This is a genomic window from uncultured Mobiluncus sp. (assembly GCF_947254095.1).
In the GTDB taxonomy this organism is placed as follows: domain Bacteria; phylum Actinomycetota; class Actinomycetes; order Actinomycetales; family Actinomycetaceae; genus Mobiluncus.
Window position 1 is genome coordinate 78,881 of sequence record NZ_CAMYBV010000008.1, and the last position, 17,799, is coordinate 96,679.

A 17,799-nucleotide genomic window follows, 5' to 3' on the forward strand; every position below is an offset into this window, starting at 1 on the left:
AATCAGAGCTGTTCAGCGATGCTTGCCAGCAAGGCTTCGCTGGCGGGTCGGAACACCGGGGCATCGAGCAGCAGCGACACCGACACCACCCCGGCAAAAGGCATATCGAAAAAATACCCCGGCTGCACGGTGATGCCCCGCTGGGCAATCAGCCCGGTGATGAGCGCGTCCTCGTCTACGTGGGCGGGAAATCGCAGCAGCGCGTTCCAGCCGCCTTCGGGTTCCAGCAGGCTCACGGTTCCACTCGGCTCCCTACGCACAAGGTCCCTCAAGGTGGCGAGGTTCTCGCGGCAGCGTTGTCGGGTGGCACGGGTTGCGGCGGGCACAGCGGCCAGGTATTGCCCCAAGCGCTGGGCCAAAACATCGGAAAACGGCAGGTAGGCATCCGCGATGACGTCCAGGCGGGCCAGCGCCGCCGCCACCTCAGGCTCCGGCCCGGACACTTCCAGCCACGCGATTTTCAGCCCCGGAGCGCTCAAGTTTTTACTCATTCCGTCCAAGGCAAAAGTCAGCACTTCCGAGGTTCCCGCCAGACGCTGGCGATCGGCGGGTCGGGTGGGCGCACCGGGCAGGTCGAAGTCAAAAAACACCTCATCGGCAATGAGCGCCACCCCGTGGTTCGCACAGTAGTTGAAAAGCCGCTGACGATCCTCCCCGTGTACATAAGAGCCGGTGGGATTGTTCGGATTGATGGCCACCACCGCGCTGACCGCCCCCGGATTGAGGTCGACCAGTTCCCAGCGAGATCCCACCCAGGTCAGGGGATAGAAATCCACTCCCACGTTTTCCAACCCCGCGATTGTTTCTACCAGGGGGTATCCCGGGGTCGGGGCAGCGAGCCGCTCGCCGGGGTCACTCGTCAACTTCGTCAACCACGCATAGCCCTGGGACGTGGAACTTAAGAGGTAGAGATGGTCGGGATTCACGGTGCGTTTGTCACGCTCACTCAGCCAGGCGGCTAGCGCCTCGCGGGCCGCCCGAGGCCCTCGCGGGTCGGGTTCGTAGGGCGGCAGGCCCGGTGTGCCCAACCCCCAGCGGGTCGGATTAGAATCCGCCAGATTCACTTTCAACGTGCCGTCGCGTCGGGCCGCGCCCTGGGCGACAGTCACGGCGTTCGGTTCGTTCAGTTCCACCCGGTGAGAAAATTTCACCCTCCTACGATACCGCGACACGCACAGCGACGAATCACCGTAACTCACAGACCTGGGCAAACACAATATGTAGTGGTAAAATTGAGCAACACGCACAATATGTAGTTGATTTGGCGAAATACCTCCCTAGAGTAATTTCTTGTGTCCCCGAGATTGGGAGATGAAGAGACGAGAGGAAAAAGATGACTACAACGAAGCAAGAGACGACCCCCATTTTTGAAACGAACCCGCGCCACCACACGGTTGACCCCATAGAGACAGTGGACGAATACCTCAGCCAAGCCGATTGGAGGGTCAACGCCAACGCCAACCAGGGCTACTCGGTAGGCGGGTTGATTCTGAACGCGGCGGGCAAGATGGTCGCCAACTACTGGCTGGACAAGGTCTATCCCGCCGCGGCCGGTGCTGCCCACCGCGACGGTGACCTCCACATTCACGACCTGGACATGTTCGCCGGATACTGTGCCGGCTGGTCGCTAAAACAGCTGCTACAGCAGGGTTTCAACGGAGTCAGCGGGGCCATTGCCTCCAATCCGCCGCGGCATTTCAGCTCGGCCTGCGGACAAATCGTGAACTTCCTGGGCACGCTGCAAAACGAGTGGGCGGGCGCCCAGGCATTCTCTAGCTTCGACACCTATATGGCGCCTTTCGTCCGCCGAGACGACATGACCTATGCCGAAGTCAAACAGTGCATGCAGGAACTCATCTACAACCTGAACGTCCCCAGCCGCTGGGGCAGTCAATGTCCGTTCACGAACCTCACTTTTGACTGGACCTGCCCGCCCGACCTGCGCGACGAGGTGCCGCTCATCGGCGAGGAACTGTGCGACTTTGCTTATGGGGACCTGCAGGCCGAGATGGACATCATCAACCGCGCCTACATGGAGGTCATGACCGAGGGTGACGCGGACGGACGTGTGTTCACCTTCCCCATTCCGACCTACAACATGACCAAGGATTTCGATTGGGACTCCCCCAACGCCAACCTGCTGTTTGAGATGACGGCAAAGTACGGGCTGCCCTATTTCCAGAATTTCATCAACTCGGAACTGGACCCCGGCCAGATTCGCTCCATGTGCTGCCGGTTGCAGCTCGACCTGCGGGAACTGGTCAAGCGCGGTAACGGGCTGTTCGGTTCGGCGGAGCAAACCGGGTCTATCGGGGTGGTGACCATCAACTTGGCGCGTCTGGGTTATCTGCACAAGGGCGACGAGGACGGTTTGCGCGCCCGCTTGCGGGAACTCATTGAGTTGGCTTCGGTGACTTTGGAACGTAAGCGCGTCACTATCCAGTACCACATGGATCACGGCTTGTTCCCCTACACGAAACGCTACCTGGGAACGCTGGACAACCACTTCTCGACCATCGGGGTCAACGGCATGAACGAGCTGATCCGCAACTTCACCGACGACGCTTATGACATCACCGACCCGCGCGGACACGCCCTGGCGGCCCGTATCCTGGACGGAGTGCGCGACCAGATGGTGGAGCTGCAGGAAGCTACCGGACATATGTACAACCTGGAGGCGACCCCGGCCGAGGGCACCACGTACCGCCTGGCGAAAGCTGACCGAAAACGTTTCGGGGACAAAATCCTGCAGGCCGGCACGACCGAAAACCCCTACTACACGAACTCTTCGCAGCTGCCGGTCGGGTTCACGAACGATCCGTTCCTGGCCGAGGAACTGCAGGAGGAACTGCAGACCAAGTACACCGGCGGCACCGTGCTGCACCTGTACATGGGCGAGGCCGTGTCCAGCGCGGAGGCCTGCAAGCAGCTGGTGCGCCGCTCGCTGACCACCTGGCGCACCCCCTACATCACCATCACGCCAACGTTTAGTATCTGCCCGACGCACGGCTACATTTCCGGCGAACACTTCACCTGTCCGCAATGCGAAGCAAAGGGCCGGCACCAAGATTGCGAAGTGTGGACCCGCGTCATGGGCTACTTCCGGCCGGTTCAGTCCTTTAATATCGGTAAGAAAGGCGAGTTCGCCGAGAGGCAATACTTCAGCGAGTCGGCGGCTGCCTCCCACGGCGAGCTGCATTCGCGCCTAGCGGAAGCGGCTTTGGTATAGGGACAGATTCACCACCCTCGTGGTTTCACAAGGGTCGTGGGTCGACCGGGTTCGCGGGTGACAGTTTTCGGACGCCACCCGCGAACCGAGAATTTCTGTACTTTTGGGTGATTACAAACCTTAACCGTTTGCCTAGGCTGTTTATCAATCCGGGGCAACCAGCCCCCTCAGCCTGACAAATGGAAGGAATACTCATGAAAAAGTTACTTGCGTTGACGGGTGCGTTCGCCCTGGCCCTGAGTCTATCGGCTTGCGGCGGTGGGGACGAGAAACCCACTGCGGACGCCAAAGCCCCCACCACGGAAGCTCCGTCCGAGGCGCCCGCTGCTGATCAGAAAACCGGCCTGATTTCCACGACCGAGGACGTGGCCATACCTGACCAAGAAGGAGCTGAGGAAACAGTCAACGATGCGGACGCATTGGTAGACAAGTGGGAAGCGAAAGGCAAAGCGTTCGCGGAAGGAAAGGGAATCGAGCTCACCAGTTCCAGCGTTTCGCCAACTTTTGCCAGTTTCGATAAAGACAAAATCTCTAGCTACCGACTGTACCTAAACGCTAATCACGATTGGAAGACCGGAGACAAGATTAAGGTCACTTTCTATTGTCAGACTGTTGAACCCGCGAATATCAAAGTGTGGATTGCTCCGCAGATTGATGACGCAGGCGACGATCAACCAGGTCAACTCAGCGAAGTCGCTTGCGGTGTGGACAGCCCAGCCGAAGCCACTTGGGAATACACCTTGCCAGCGGATTCATCTAACCTGATGTTCGTGCGTTATCAAGTCCCGATTGAAGGTTTCATGGTTACCAACTACGAAAAACTCTAAGTCTATAGCTTCCGGGAAGCCCCATCTCGGGGCTTCCCGGGCATTTTTAGCAACGATTAGAAAGACCCATCGTGAACACAGGCTGCATTGATGAACAGAATGAAACCGATTGCCCGCTCACGGGTTTGGTTATCGCCGGGGTGACGCCGTTTTCCACGGTGGATTGGCCGGGGAAACTGGCCGCCAGCGTGTTCCTGCAAGGCTGCCCCTGGAACTGCGGATATTGCCAAAATTTTGCCATCATTGACCCGCGGACGCCCGCCGGTTACGAGGAGGCGGACCTGTGGGAGCTGCTGGGGCGGCGGCGCGGTTTGCTCGACGGGGTCGTGTTTTCTGGCGGGGAGCCGACTCGTCAGGCAGCGCTGGTGCCCGCCGCGCAGCGGGTGCGCGACCTGGGTTTTCTGGTGGGGTTGCACACCGGAGGGGCCTACCCGCAGCGTCTGGTGCAGCTGTTGGAGGCCGGGTTGCTCGACTGGGTCGGCATAGACGTGAAAGGTTTGGCACAAAACTATCCCCAAGTGGTGGGCCGTACACAAGCGCGTCAGGCCGGCACGGACGCTTGGAAGGCGCTGGACTTGGTGTTGGCGGCGCACCGGGCCGGAACCCTACCGGATTACGAGGTACGCGTCACCGCCTATCCCGGCACTGAAGCGGGCGACACGAACCCGTCGGCTCTCCCCGCTTTGGCCCGTGCCCTGCAGGAGCGCGGGGTGGAACGCCTGGCGTTGCAGCAGGCCCGTCCCGACGGCACGCGCCCAGAATTTCAGGAACTTTGCGCCCAAACTCAAGCCAAATCCTTCGCGGCTGACTTGGCTCGCCAAGCCGAGGAGCTCACAGGAATGTTTGCGCATTTCGTGTTTCGCGGTTCCGCCGGCTAGCCTCTCGCTCCGTAAAGCCCTAAGTTACAGGTGGAAATACGCGATTTTGTGGAATAATGGCCGTATGGATGAACTGCGTGCCCAGGCTAGTGACCCGTCTACTCCCGGTTTGGATTTACAACAGCTGGCGACCAATGCGGAACTGCGTCCGTTAATCGCGAAAAACCCCGCGGCCTATACCGGACTGCTCGACTGGCTGGTGAACAAAAATGAGCCCGAAGTCATCGCCGCCCTGCGGGAGCGTCAGGCTGCGTTTGAGGCTGGCCAGATGATGCCCATGCCTACCCTTCCCCTTCCCGGTCTGTCAGCAGCGCCGACCCCCAGCGAGCCGGCAACCCCCGCAACTTTCGCGGCAGTCATCCCCACAGAAACCGCCGCACAGCAACCGGAAACCCTGGTGACGCCCGACTCGGCGACAACCCCCGCCACCGGGGAAACCCCGTCCGTGAGCCCCAACCGAACTTCAATACTGGGACAAAACCCGACAGAAACCACTGTACTGCCCCCGCAGAGTACCCCCGTGTCCGCCCCGGTACCGACCTCCGGCCTGCCCCCGTCCTATCCGCCCAACGCGGCTCCCAACCAGGGCGCGGGCATGGGAAGCTACGGCACCGTGCCTCCAGCCGCGACACAAACCCAGTACATGGCTCCCGTCACCGGCAATATCCCGGTGACGAGTCCGACCCCCGCCCCTTATCCGCCGATGGCCGCGAAGCCAAAATCCAACACCGTTTTGTGGGTCATTTTTTCCGTTTTGCTCGTTGCCGTAATCGGCATGGTTGTCGCGATAGTGTTGGTGATGACCGGGGTTATTGGAGGCGGCTACGACCAGCCTGACACAGATTCCCCGAACGCCACCGGCGATAGCACGAGCGAAACTCCCACAGCTAAAGAAAAAACTCCAGCCAGCGAATCCCCACGTCAGACGGTGGCTCCGGCACCGGCCGGCGCCCAAAATATCCAGTCTTTTGTCACCGAAACCGGAGACTCCACCTGCCAGGTAGACGGCGATGAACTCATTTGTCAGGTCCGCAACCTTATCAGCTCAGTAGCCGGCTGCGAGCCGAATCTGGATTCTTTGGTCATCAGTATGCGGGACGGGGACCCTTCCACCACTTGTCAGCCCAACCAGGATTACTCCCCCAGCGGAGGCGTGATTCCACACGAGACAGCCATGACCTACGGCGATTTTGCCTGCCAATCGACCTATAACGGCACCCAATGCTGGAACACCATCACCGGCAAAGGATTTTTCTTTGCCAAACAGGACTACCATCAACAAGACGCCACCGGGCAATAAACCATCAGTAACAGGAGCAATATGCCCAACTGGGAGGAATTCGATACCTGGGAACCGACCCAGGATTACCCGACTGCGCCTCCAGCACGTTCCTCTTCGCTGGGAAAGCCCCCGGATCGTCGTCTCCCCGCGGCTCCGGACTCCGCCCGTAACCCCGAGCACAAGCCCTCGGACGCTAACGCCGCCAGCTTTTTTGAAGAATTTTCCGCCGCCGCCGAAGCGGCTGGCGCCGCTAGCGCCAGCCAGCTGCCCCAACTTCCTTACGGGGACAATCCGGGTATTGCCGCCTTATTAGCCAATGCCCAAAATATGCTGAACTCCGACGGCCCTCAACACCAAGATCCGCCCTTTTCCCGGTCTGATGCCGCGGATACTCCGGATCTTTCAGCCGCGGAAATCCCCGACGCGATGCGCGAGGATTTCGACACCCCCTTGGCTCCGGGAGAACCTGCCGCACCCACCGCGCCACCAGCCCGAACCGGGCGCAAACCCGTGCAGCGCCGACCCGAACCGGTCCATTCCGAGGGGTGGAAATCTTTAGTGTCCGGGTGGGACAACTTGGGCGCGACCAGTGCCGCAGCCGCGACACCACCCAGAGCGGATGCCCTGGGGACCGGCGCAGATTCTCTCAGCAGCGCGCCGCAGCGGACTTCCAAACGTGCCGCGGCACACCCCGACGCGGACTGGGAACACCTGAAAGCGGTCTCGCCGCACCCCCCGCAAAGGGCCTCGGGTACCCCACCTACCCGAGCGGATTTGTCTGAGCCGCGGTGGAAGTCCCTCACTGCCCAAACCCCGGAAGGTCCCTCCCAGCTACGACTGCGCCGGGTCGGGACGGGAACCCCCGAACCGCGGCCGAACGACGGGATTTCGCCGCTGGTGCTCCTGGCCGGAGGAATTATCCTGTCCCTGGTCAGCGTCGGTATCGGGGTGAGCGCGGGAATGAACCTGGTGCCACGTCCCACCGTGACCGTCACCGCTACCCCCAGCGATTTTGCCAAACCGAACCCGAACAATCCGGACTCCGTCGGAAACGCGGGACCGTCTGAGGACCCCGATGCCGGGACGGCCGGGGGACTGAAAGGGCTGAAAGTCGCTCTCGACCCGGGCCATAATGGCGGTAACGCCGCAGCTTGGCAGCAAATCGGGACGAATGTTCCCGACGGGCGCGGTGGGCAAAAACCCTGCAACACGACCGGCACCGCTACCGCTGACGGCTACACCGAACACGAGTTCAACTGGAAGATTGCGAACGCCCTTAAGACCAAGTTGGAGGCGTCGGGCGCCACCGTGTTCCTGACGCGCGACTCGGATCAGGGAGTGGGGCCGTGCGTAGATGCCCGCGGCCAGTTTGCGCAAAAGGTCGGGGCTGACGTGATGGTTTCCCTTCACGCCAACGGCACCACGGACACGGCTCAGCACGGATTCTTCGTGATGATTTCTGAGCCACCATTGAACGAGGCCCAAAAGCAGCCCGCCTCCGATTTGGCTGCCAAACTGGTCAAGGCGCTGCAGGAGGGAGGATTCACGCCCCAGTCCGGGGGGTCGATCAGCAGCGGGGTGTGGAAGCGTTCCGATTTGGCGACGTTGAATTTATCTGAAGTGCCCGCCGCGATGGTGGAGCTCGGCGAGATGCGCAACCCCGCTGATGCCGCCCTCATGAAGTCGGATACGGGTCAGGAACGCTACGCCCAATCCTTGTTCGACGGTCTGAAAGCGTGGGCAGAGGCGCACCGACCGGAGTCGAGCTCTCCGGCTTCTGACGCGGCTGCGTCGGCAGCGACGCAATCTGCGCCCGCGGAGTCAGCCTCCCCGGCCGCTCCCACGGGCGGACAGTAGCCGCCCGGCGGTAAACCGCGCTTCCGCTATGCTTGACTCAAGGAAGTATTTAGAAATATGAGGGACAATGAGCGATAAAGACAAACCTGTGGAACGCAGCGCCGCCAATGTGTGGGCTTTGAAAATTATTGGCGTCCTGGCCATTGTGGTGCTTTTAGTCATCGCGTTTTTCGTGGGGCGCGCCACCGCGCCGACAGCGAACCCCCCGGCGGCCACCCCTACCGGTTCCGGTTCGCCCACCGGCAATGCCGGCGGTCAGAAGGCCGTGGCGGACTTTGTGGCCCAAACGGGCTTGGTCCCCGGTCAAGACTTCGCTTCCTCGGTCACGAACGAGGGTGGGCTGCAAGCCATGAAAATCCTGCACGACGGTGCCGACGAGCCCGAGCGCACCTTGGGGAAACCCGATGCCCCGGTGACGTTGACTGTTCTGAGCGATTTTTCCTGCCCGATGTGTACCAGTTGGGGCAACGATACGTTGCCGAAACTGCAGAAATATGTCGATGACGGCACCCTGAAGATACAGTGGCACAATATGGTCATTTTCGCTGACCAGTATCGGTCCGACGTGGCTGCTCGGGCTGCGATTGCGGCGATGAAACAGGGCAAACTGTGGGATTTCGTGCGGGCCGCCTACGGGATTGCCCCCGAGGGCGAGCACCCTACTTATGACGAGAACAAGGTGATCCAGATTGCCCAATCCGTTGGCATCACCGACTTGGGGCGGTTCAAGGCCGACATGAACGCTGCGGAAACCCAATCCACCGTTTCCGCAGAAACCGAATCGGGCCATTCGGTTGGCGTCAACGGCACGCCTTTCTTCGTGCTGGGCGATTCCACGATTTCGGGAGCCTACCCGATTGAGTACTTCGAGCACTCTATCGAGTACCAAAAATTCTTGGCCGCAAAGTAGGCTCCGGCCACTGGCCACATCATTTTTTCGAGCTCACTGCGGGAGATAGACCCGCGAGGAAGGGGGCGCAATGGACTCAGTAACTTTCGCGGTGGCGTATGCCGGGGGGATTCTGACCCTGTTTTCGCCCTGTTCGGCCCTGCTGATTCCGTCTTTCTTTTCTTACGCTTTTTCGTCAAAGACCAAGTTAGCGTCCCGCACGGCCGTGTTTTTCCTGGGACTCATGGCGGGATTGCTGCCCACCGGGGCCGCTTTCGGAGCCCTCGGCGCGGTGCTGAACGCGAAACTGCGCGGTCTGACCGTGTGGGCAGGATTGATTATTGTCCTGTTCGGGGTGTGGCAAGCTCTGGCGTTGCCGGTACCGAACTTTGGCGGCCTGAAAAGCCGGTTCCAAGTGTGGAAACGGCGCCGTGCTGCGCGCCGCACCCCGGTTTCGGGCGATTCCCCACAGGGCGGGAACGCCCCGGTCGAACGCACCGCTCCGGCAGCGATTTTCCTGATGGGCCTGACCTACGGGGTCGCCGCGACCGGCTGTCAAGCCCCGATTTTGGGTTCCATCCTCGCTTTTAGTGTTAGCGGTGGATCCCCGGTAACTGGATTCTTTACCATGTTTGCGTTCGGCCTGGGAATGTTTACCCCGGTCGCCGTGCTGTCATTTTTGTGGAACTTGATTCCGAATCGGGTGCTGCGCCCGCGCCCCCTCAAGGTCTTGGGTCGGGATTCCTCCGTGGGGAACCTGGTTTCTGGACTGTTGATTACCCTGTTGGGGTTGGTACTGATGCTGACAGGTCCCGGCGGTCTGGCCACTTCCCTGCTGTCCGCCAGCACCCAGTCCAATCTGGAGTTCGCGGTGCAACGCGCCCTGTCGGGGATTCCCAACTGGCTGTTCTGGCTGCTGGCAGCGCTGCTGGTGGCATTCGCGGCGGTCTACCTATGGGGAAAACGCCGCCCCCACCCTTCTGAGGACACCGCACCTGCCCCCGCCTCATGAAGTTTCCCACCCTCACCGGCACAAACAGGTAGGATTTACACGTGAGCAGAGACGAAGTTGAACGCGTCTTCGTGGGACGCCTGGGGGGAACCGCCGTCTTCGACCCTATCGGAGATCCGGTCGGGAAAGTGTATGACGTGGTGGTTTTGATGCACCGCCGACCGCCGGTCGCCATCGGTTTGGTGGTGGAGGTGACCCGCGCCCACCGGGTTTTCGTGCCCATCACTCGGGTCACCGCCATCAAGTCCGGCGCCGTGATTACGACCGGGCTGGTGAACCTGCGCCGTTTCCAGGCTCGACCTTTGGAAACTTGCGCGATTCAAGACGTGCTGGATCGGGTCGTGACGCTAAAGGACGGTTCGGGTCAGGCTCAGATTCTCGACTTGGGTATCGAGAGGCAAAAGGACCGGACCTGGGCTGTTACTGAACTTTACGTAGCGCGGGCGCGCCGGGGGGCGTTCCGCACCAAGCTTGGGGAAACCTTGCATGTGGGGGTCGAGGAAGTCACCGGTTTGACCGTCGGAGGGGCCGATCAAGCGGCGGATTCTCTACTGGCCACGTTGGGCGAAATGAAACCGGCCGATATGGCTGACGCCCTGCACGATTTGTCCGATACGCGAATGCTTTCGGTTGCTTCTCAATTGCCCGACAGCCGCTTGGCTGACGTGCTGGAAGAATTGGAGGAAGACGATCAGGTTAAGATTGTTTCCTCGCTGGATCCGGCGCGGGCCGCTGATGTGTTGGACGTCATGCAACCCGACGACGCCGCCGACTTGGTGGCTGAACTTCCGCGGGAAGTCGCGGCGAACCTGCTGGAACTGATGGAGCCGGAAGAGGCGAAAGACGTGCGGCGTTTGCTGGCCTACGACGAGGAAACGGCCGGCGGCCTGATGACTACCGAACCGGTGGTGCTGGCGCCGGACGATACGGTCGCCACCATGCTCGCGCACGTGCAGCGCCGAGACATTCCCCCCGCTCTGGCCGCTATCGCGATGGTGGCCCGCCCGCCCCTCGAGACCCCCACCGGAAAATTTATCGGGGTCGTGCACCTGCAGCGAGCTTTGCGGGAACCACCCCACGTCATGTTGGGAAACATTGTCGACACTGACCTGGAGGCCGTGACCCCGGATCGGTCGGTAGACTACCTGACGCGTACCATGGCAACCTACAACCTGACCGCTATCCCAGTCGTGGGGCCAAACTCCGGTTCCCTGCTGGGAGCTGTCTCGGTTGACGACGTTTTGGACCACCTGCTGCCCGACGACTGGCGGTGGGACGACCGCGCCGAAGCCGAACAAGCCGCCATTGCGGAAGCCGAAGCCGCCGCCGGTGACGAGGAAACGGAGCAAGACACCGCTGCGGCCCTGGCCTCGGACGATGCGGAGGGCGCACCCAGTGATGAGGACGACGCCCCCACTGCGCTCCCCACGGTAAGCGCCATCTTGGCGGATAAAGTTCACCACCCGCAGACTCCCCAAGAAACAGAGGCTGGTAGAGAAACTGGTAAGGAGGTCAACCCCGATGTCTAAGGGATTGGAGACCCCCACCGAAGGGCGCCGCGGAGTGTTCGGGCGCCGGCGCCGCTCTCAGATGGGCGCCCAGGATCGCTCGCTGTTTACCCGGGTGGCGGAAAGCACCGCCCGGTTCATGGGTACTTCCAAGTTCATCTTGTGGATGACGGTTTTCGTGGCGGTCTGGATTGCCGCGAACCTGATTTTGACCCAATCCCTAGGGGATAACCCGTGGGATCCCTACCCGTTCATCCTGTTGAACCTGATGTTTTCCACCCAAGCCTCCTACGCCGCGCCGCTCATTATGTTTGCGCAAAACCGGCAGGACGACCGCGACCGGGTCATTGCGGAACAAGACCGCCAGCAGGCCGCCCGGACCTTGGCCGATACCGAATATTTGACCCGAGAGATTGCCGCCCTGCGTTTGGCGGTGTCAGAGCTCGCGACCCGCGATTTTGTGCGTTCGGAAATCCGTGACCTGCTCGACGAGCTGGAACAGCGCGCTGCCAACTCGTCCGAAGAACCAGACGATACTCTCCCCAGCACGGATTCTAACCAGCGCTAACGACCTGCACCCGGGTCGCCGTGAGTTTGCGCCCGGTGAAAACACGTTGGGTAAAATGGTCGGCATGAGTCCAAAGAAATCAACTTCGCACGCCCCGAAAGGTAGCGGCGGGGTGCGTCGGCACCGCTTGAAAGGTAAAGGGCCGACCCCGAAAGCCGCCAATCGTCCTTACCACCAGGCCTATCGTGACCGTCTGGAGGCGGAACGCAAAGCCACCCACACCTCGGGAGTAACTCAGCGGGCGGCCGCGAAAAACAAGTACCGGCCCACCACCGCTGCTGACAGCGAAATCATTTTCGGACGCAACCCGGTAGTCGAAGCCGCCGCGGCCGGGGTACCGCTGAAACGGCTGTTCGTGTCCGCCACGCTCATGAAAGACGAGCGCCTGTCCAAAGTGGTGCAGCGCGGGGCCGCTTCGGGAGCGGAGCTGCAAGAATGCTCCCCCGCCGACCTGGATCGCATCACCGCGGGGGGTACCCATCAAGGCATTGCGGCGGAAATCGCGGCTTACGAATATGCCGAAGTCATGGATTTGTGGGACCAGGCGGTCGCTCGAGCCAAATCTGAGCCGAAACGTCCGCCCCTGTTCATTGTGTTAGACCAGGTCACCGACCCGCACAACCTGGGGGCGACGCTGCGTTCCGCGGCGGCGTTCGGGGCTGACGGGGTCATTATTGGCGAGCATCGTTCGGCTTCGGTCACCGCGGCCGTGTGGAAAGTTTCGGCGGGGGCGGCGGCGATTGTGCCGGTCGCAAAAGCGCGGAACTTGACTCATGCTCTGCAGCAGCTGCAGGCGGAGGGGGCGTTCGCTATCGGCTTGGACGGCGGAGGGGAAGTGGATTTGCCCGCTTTGACGCTGGCGGATCAGCCCCTGGTGGTCGCGACCGGCTCAGAAGGCAAAGGGATTTCTCGGCTGGTGCGCGAAACCTGCGATCAGATTGTGTCTATCCCGATTGATAAGCGCATGGAATCCCTGAACGCTGCTGTCGCCACCGGCATCGCCCTGTACCAGATTGCCGCCCTGCGCGGCTAAGTGAGCGGACTGTTCCGAGTTTGGGTTCTGCCTGGCACGAATGACAGATTTCACTGCGTTTCGAGACAACTGCCTCAAATCGAAACTGGTCTTACCTGCGGTTTTGCACCCCAGGTACCCAGACAACCCAAAAATCTATTTTACAATCGGTCACTCGTGCATTTGCACGATTACTGCCCCAAACCGGACCGAGCCAGTAGACTTAGCTCATGAAGATTTTTGATTCCGCCACGCATGAAGTCCGCGACTTTAAGCCGGTCACGCCGGGAAAAGTAGGGCTTTATCTGTGCGGACCGACAGTGCAGGGGGCTCCTCACCTAGGGCATTTGCGCGCCGCACTGAACTTCGACGTGTTGGTGCGCTGGCTGCGCCGGCAGGGATACGCGGTAACTTACGTGCGCAACGTCACCGATATTGACGACAAAATTTTGACTAAATCAGCCGCTGCCGGCGTGCCGTGGTGGGAGCTGGCGGCCCATTTCGAGCGAGAATTCGACTTTGCCTACCGGGCTTTGAACACCGTGCCCCCGACCGTGACTCCGCACGCCACCGGGCATATTCCCCAACAGATTGCGCTGATTGAGCGCTTGCTCGAGCGGGGTCACGCCTACAGCGACACTAACGGTAACGTGTATTTCTCGGTGACCTCCCTGCCGGACTACGGCGCGCTGACGAACCAGCCGGTCAGCGAACTCGCTTCTACCGAGGACGAATCCCAAATCGACACCGCCACCGAGGCGGGCAAACGCGACCCCCGCGACTTTGCCCTGTGGAAAGCCGCGAAAGACGACGAACCCGCCGATGCAGCTTGGGACGCGCCCTGGGGACGCGGACGTCCCGGCTGGCACCTGGAATGCTCCGCCATGAGCCAGGCCTACCTGGGCGACACGTTCGACATTCACGGCGGCGGGCTGGACCTGCGCTTTCCCCACCATGAAAATGAGATGGCGCAGTCTCACGGGGCGGGCTGGGGGTTTGCCCGCTACTGGATGCATAACGCCTGGCTGACGCTGAAGGGCGAAAAAATGTCGAAGTCGGTGGGCAACGTGGTCGGGGTGCGCCGCCTGCTGGAGGATTGGGATCCGGCGGTGGTGCGGATGTCCGTGGTCACCACGCACTATCGAACGAATCTGGAATACTCCGAGGATTCCTTGAAACAGGCGGCTTTGTTGTGGGATAAATTCACAAGTTTCCTCCAGCAAGTTCCTCGGTCCGCTCCGGCGGGGGCGGTGGTTCCGGAGGTTTGCAATATCTATGGCGATGTCGATCCGGACCTTGCTCGGCAACGCGAACTGGCCGCGGTCGAGTTACCCGCGGACTTCGTGGCGGCTTTGGACGATGACTTGAATGTTCCCGGCGCCCTCCCGGCACTGCATCGCACCCTGAAAGCCGGCAAAACAGCCTTGGCCAGCGGGGACACGTCTGGCGCTCAACAGGCAGCCCGGCAATTGCGCGCCATGCTGGACGTGTTCGGTTTGGACCCGGACGACCCGGCTTGGGCCACGCCAGCGCCCGCGACGCAGGCAGCCAGTGCCGCCCCCGACGCCACGGAGGCTCCAAACGAAACCCTGGAAGCGCTGGTCACCGCCCTTTTGCAGCAGCGTGCTGACGCGAAGGCGCAGCGGGATTGGGACCGTGCCGACGCGATTCGCGACCTGTTGCAAGCCCACGTCGCCCCGGTGGTGGACACCCCCGCCGGCGCCCAGTGCGGCCCGGTCACGTTCGGTTAGCCCCGTAAAGCAGGTCAGACTGTTGAAAACACACGACTTTACCGCGGGAATCAAGGCAGGACTTCCCATCGGACTGGGCTATTTCGCGGTATCCATCGCCATCGGTATGTATTGGGCGCAAGGCAAGCTGCCGCCCCTGTCCTCGGCTGTATTTTCCCTCACCAGCATCTCCTCAACCGGCCAGTTTGCCGGTATCACCATCATTGCGGCCCAGGGCGGCCTGGTGGAGCTGGCCGTAACCACGGCGCTGGTGAACCTGCGCTACCTGCTGATGAGTACCTCCCTGTCCCAGCGCCTGACCAGTACAAATCCCCGTCCGGTCGGCAGTCTCAAGCGGATGGTGATGGCACTGGGGGTCACCGACGAGATTTATGCCATCAACATCGGGCGGGCTCACGTGGGTTTCGCACATTATCTCGGTTCGATGATTCTGCCGATTGTGGGCTGGGTGTCAGGCACCCTGGTCGGGGCGTATGTGGGCGAAGCACTGCCCAAAGCGGTGGAAAACGCGGCGGGAATTTTGCTTTACGCCATGTTTATCGCCATCGTCATGCCCCCGTTTAAACAGTCCTCGCAGGTAAAAATGGTGGTGGCCATCGCGGCGGGGACTTCGGTCGGACTCGCTTTTGCCCCGGTCGTGTCCCAGCTGTCCTCCGGCTGGCGCATCATTATAGCCACCCTGGTGGCCGCGGGGATTGGGGCGACGTTCTTTCCACACCGAGAGACTGCAGCCGGCCCACAACTGTCCGGCGGCGAAGCGGGGAAAGCGGGTGAACTATGAGCTACCTGGCCACTGCTATCCTGGTGACCGCGCTGGTCACCTATGCTTTGCGCGTCCTGCCGCTGCTGGTGTTGCGTCGGGATATCAAGTCTCCTTGGATTAATTCTTTCCTGTACTACGTGCCGTGGGCGGTGCTGGCCGCGATGATTATTCCCGCCGCGTTCCTCTCGACCGGTTCCCTGATTTCCGCAGTGTTGGGCATTGGGGTCGCCCTGGTGCTGTCGTGGCGAGGTCAGTCGCTGTTTGTTGTGGCTGTCGCCGCGGCGCTCACGGTGTGGGTTTGTGAGGTCGCACCAGGGTTCTTGCCCAACCTTTCGTGAACACTCGCCAAAGGCGTGGCGCACCAGAAAACCGGAACCAAAAGCCCTATGACGAGCAAAGGCCTGTGGAAGAATGAAACCATGACATACAAACTTGTGCTGCTCCGCCACGGCGAGAGCGAATGGAATGCGAAAAACCTGTTCACCGGCTGGGTTGACGTACCTTTGAGCGAAAAGGGCCGCGCCGAAGCTACCCACGGCGGTGAGCTGCTAAAGAAGGAAGGTATCCTGCCTGATGTCTTGCACACCTCCCTGCTGCGCCGCGCGATTATGACCGCCAACCTGGCGTTGGACGCATGCGACCGGCACTGGATTCCGGTGCACCGCTCGTGGAGGTTGAACGAACGGCACTACGGCGCCTTGCAGGGCTTGAACAAAAAGGCTATCCGCGACGAATACGGCGAGGATCTGTTTATGCAGTGGCGCCGGTCCTATGACGTGCCGCCGCCCCAGATTGAGCTCGGTTCCGAGTTCAGCCAAGACGCCGATCCGCGTTACGCCGGTGAGCCGATTCCGCGTTCGGAATGTCTCAAGGACGTGCTGGAACGCGCGTTGCCCTACTGGAAAGATGCGGTCATCCCCGACCTTAAGACTGGCAAGACCGTCATGGTGGCGGCTCACGGCAACTCGCTGCGCGCCATTGTGAAGCACCTGGATTCCATCAGCGATGCCGAGATTTCCGGTCTGAACATCCCCACCGGGATTCCGCTGTACTACGAGCTGGGCGAGGACTTCAAGCCTGTCGCCCACGGCCGCTACCTGGATCCAGACGCAGCTGCCGACGCCATCAAAGCGGTAGCTAACCAAGGCAAATAGTTCATCTCAAACTGTTTGGGGCGCTTCGGTATACCGAGGCGCCCCAAGTAGTTGTCGGCCGGGTGGGGTTTGCAGAGCAGGCAGTTTTGCCAGGTCCACCAGCTCCAGCAGTGACGCATCAGGTCGGTGGGGTAGTCGGGTTGCCTCTCCAGGCCGGTGGGGGTTGTTTTCGGTTGGGTCCGGCACACCAGACACACCGGGCGTGTCGCCGGGTTTGCGCGAATGTTCCGGCGTGTCGCGGAGTCTAAAACTCAGTGCTGCGCGAAGGCTCCGCCAAAATCCCGCGCCGCGCCACTTCATAGACCGGAGGGTCAAGCAGTTCCGCTTCGGCCCCGTGCAAAGCCGCCACATCCCCGGCTTGTGAAGCCATTACCCGGCGCGCCGCCTTGACTGCTTTCCGTTTTACCGGGGCATTTGTTAGGTCAATACCCTGTTTCTTTTTACGTCCGGACTTCTTTTTTCTTTTCGGTTCAATCATTGTTACCTCGGTAAAATTTCGCGCTGTAGGAGGCATTTTTTCGCGCCATTGCGCCAAAAGGGGGCACACCTTTAATTGCTCTTTACCACAAAATCGTGATAACATAAGTATATCCACCTCAAAAACGGGAGATTTTCAATATGACATTTAATGTTGGCGAAACCGTTGTTTATCCCCATCATGGGGCCGCCACAATCGAAGAGATTACGACCCGAGTCATAGGAGGTGTGGAACGCGAATATCTCAAGCTACGTGTCGCCCAGGGCGACCTCACCATCCAGATTCCCTCTGAGAACGTAGAGATGGTCGGGGTACGCGATGTCGTTGATGAAGCCGGGCTGGAGCACGTCTTTGAGGTGTTGCGCGCCAAGAAGACCGATGAGCCCTCCAACTGGTCGCGCCGTTACAAGGCCAACGTGGAAAAAATCGCTACCGGCGACGTCGTCAAGGTAGCCGAAGTGGTGCGTGACCTGTCCCGCCGTGACTCGAACCGCGGACTGTCCGCTGGTGAAAAGCGGATGCTGACCAAAGCGCGCCAGATTCTGGTTTCCGAGCTGGCCTTGGCTGAAAAAACCAACGAAGAGGACGCTT

The 17,799-nt window shown here is 60.8% G+C and carries 17 protein-coding genes; 15 read left to right on the forward strand and 2 right to left on the reverse strand.

Annotation, left to right across the window (positions count from 1 at the left end):
• Positions 1-2 precede the first annotated feature (2 nt).
• Positions 3-1,151 carry a pyridoxal phosphate-dependent aminotransferase gene (locus tag Q0X47_RS04290; protein WP_297723250.1) on the reverse strand — a complete coding sequence of 383 codons (1,149 nt, stop codon included), beginning with the start codon at positions 1,149-1,151 and terminating at the stop codon, positions 3-5.
• A 182-nt stretch (positions 1,152-1,333) separates the two neighbouring features.
• On the opposite strand from Q0X47_RS04290, the gene Q0X47_RS04295 reads away from it, so the two are divergent.
• From Q0X47_RS04295 to Q0X47_RS04360, 14 genes are all read left to right on the forward strand, one after another.
• On the forward strand, positions 1,334-3,229 hold the full coding sequence (locus Q0X47_RS04295; protein WP_297723252.1) for a ribonucleoside triphosphate reductase: 1,896 nt from the start codon (positions 1,334-1,336) through the stop codon (positions 3,227-3,229).
• 194 nt (positions 3,230-3,423) lie between these two features.
• Positions 3,424-4,056, forward strand: a complete 633-nt coding sequence (locus Q0X47_RS04300; RefSeq protein ID WP_297723254.1) for a hypothetical protein — start codon at positions 3,424-3,426, stop codon at positions 4,054-4,056.
• Between the two features lie 71 nt (positions 4,057-4,127).
• Entirely contained in the window at positions 4,128-4,934 is an 807-nt protein-coding gene (locus Q0X47_RS04305) for an anaerobic ribonucleoside-triphosphate reductase activating protein (protein ID WP_297723256.1), read from the forward strand.
• 64 nt (positions 4,935-4,998) lie between these two features.
• Positions 4,999-6,234 carry a hypothetical protein gene (locus Q0X47_RS04310; RefSeq protein WP_297723258.1) on the forward strand — a complete coding sequence of 412 codons (1,236 nt, stop codon included), beginning with the start codon at positions 4,999-5,001 and terminating at the stop codon, positions 6,232-6,234.
• 21 nt (positions 6,235-6,255) lie between these two features.
• Entirely contained in the window at positions 6,256-8,073 is a 1,818-nt protein-coding gene (locus Q0X47_RS04315; protein WP_297723260.1) for an N-acetylmuramoyl-L-alanine amidase, read from the forward strand.
• Between the two features lie 67 nt (positions 8,074-8,140).
• Positions 8,141-8,983: a thioredoxin domain-containing protein gene (locus Q0X47_RS04320; RefSeq protein WP_297723262.1), complete on the forward strand. Its 843-nt coding sequence runs from the start codon at positions 8,141-8,143 to the stop codon at positions 8,981-8,983.
• A gap of 70 nt (positions 8,984-9,053) precedes the next feature.
• The gene (locus Q0X47_RS04325; RefSeq protein ID WP_297723264.1) at positions 9,054-9,974 is read left to right on the forward strand and encodes a cytochrome c biogenesis CcdA family protein; all 921 of its coding nucleotides are present in this window, start codon (positions 9,054-9,056) and stop codon (positions 9,972-9,974) included.
• Between the two features lie 41 nt (positions 9,975-10,015).
• On the forward strand, positions 10,016-11,503 hold the full coding sequence (locus Q0X47_RS04330) for a magnesium transporter MgtE N-terminal domain-containing protein (protein WP_297723266.1): 1,488 nt from the start codon (positions 10,016-10,018) through the stop codon (positions 11,501-11,503).
• Positions 11,496-12,050: a DUF1003 domain-containing protein gene (locus Q0X47_RS04335; protein ID WP_297723268.1), complete on the forward strand. Its 555-nt coding sequence runs from the start codon at positions 11,496-11,498 to the stop codon at positions 12,048-12,050. The genes Q0X47_RS04330 and Q0X47_RS04335 overlap by 8 nt, the downstream gene beginning before the upstream one ends.
• A gap of 55 nt (positions 12,051-12,105) precedes the next feature.
• Entirely contained in the window at positions 12,106-13,083 is a 978-nt protein-coding gene (gene rlmB / locus Q0X47_RS04340; RefSeq protein ID WP_297723283.1) for a 23S rRNA (guanosine(2251)-2'-O)-methyltransferase RlmB, read from the forward strand.
• 209 nt (positions 13,084-13,292) lie between these two features.
• On the forward strand, positions 13,293-14,813 hold the full coding sequence (gene cysS, locus Q0X47_RS04345) for a cysteine--tRNA ligase (RefSeq protein ID WP_297723270.1): 1,521 nt from the start codon (positions 13,293-13,295) through the stop codon (positions 14,811-14,813).
• A gap of 22 nt (positions 14,814-14,835) precedes the next feature.
• Positions 14,836-15,594, forward strand: coding sequence for an AzlC family ABC transporter permease (locus Q0X47_RS04350; protein ID WP_297723272.1), 759 nt, complete (start codon positions 14,836-14,838; stop codon positions 15,592-15,594).
• On the forward strand, positions 15,591-15,914 hold the full coding sequence (locus Q0X47_RS04355) for an AzlD domain-containing protein (protein WP_297723274.1): 324 nt from the start codon (positions 15,591-15,593) through the stop codon (positions 15,912-15,914). Before Q0X47_RS04350 ends, Q0X47_RS04355 begins: the two co-directional genes overlap by 4 nt.
• A gap of 81 nt (positions 15,915-15,995) precedes the next feature.
• A complete protein-coding gene (locus Q0X47_RS04360; RefSeq protein ID WP_297723276.1) occupies positions 15,996-16,730 on the forward strand; it encodes a phosphoglyceromutase in 735 nt (244 codons plus the stop codon).
• 244 nt (positions 16,731-16,974) lie between these two features.
• Here the strand turns inward: Q0X47_RS04360 and Q0X47_RS04365 are convergent, their stop codons facing one another.
• Positions 16,975-17,208, reverse strand: coding sequence for a hypothetical protein (locus Q0X47_RS04365; protein ID WP_297723278.1), 234 nt, complete (start codon positions 17,206-17,208; stop codon positions 16,975-16,977).
• A gap of 140 nt (positions 17,209-17,348) precedes the next feature.
• Between Q0X47_RS04365 and Q0X47_RS04370 the strand changes: the two genes are divergently transcribed.
• On the forward strand, positions 17,349-17,799 hold a 451-nt coding region (locus tag Q0X47_RS04370), incomplete at its 3' end, for a CarD family transcriptional regulator (RefSeq protein ID WP_297723280.1).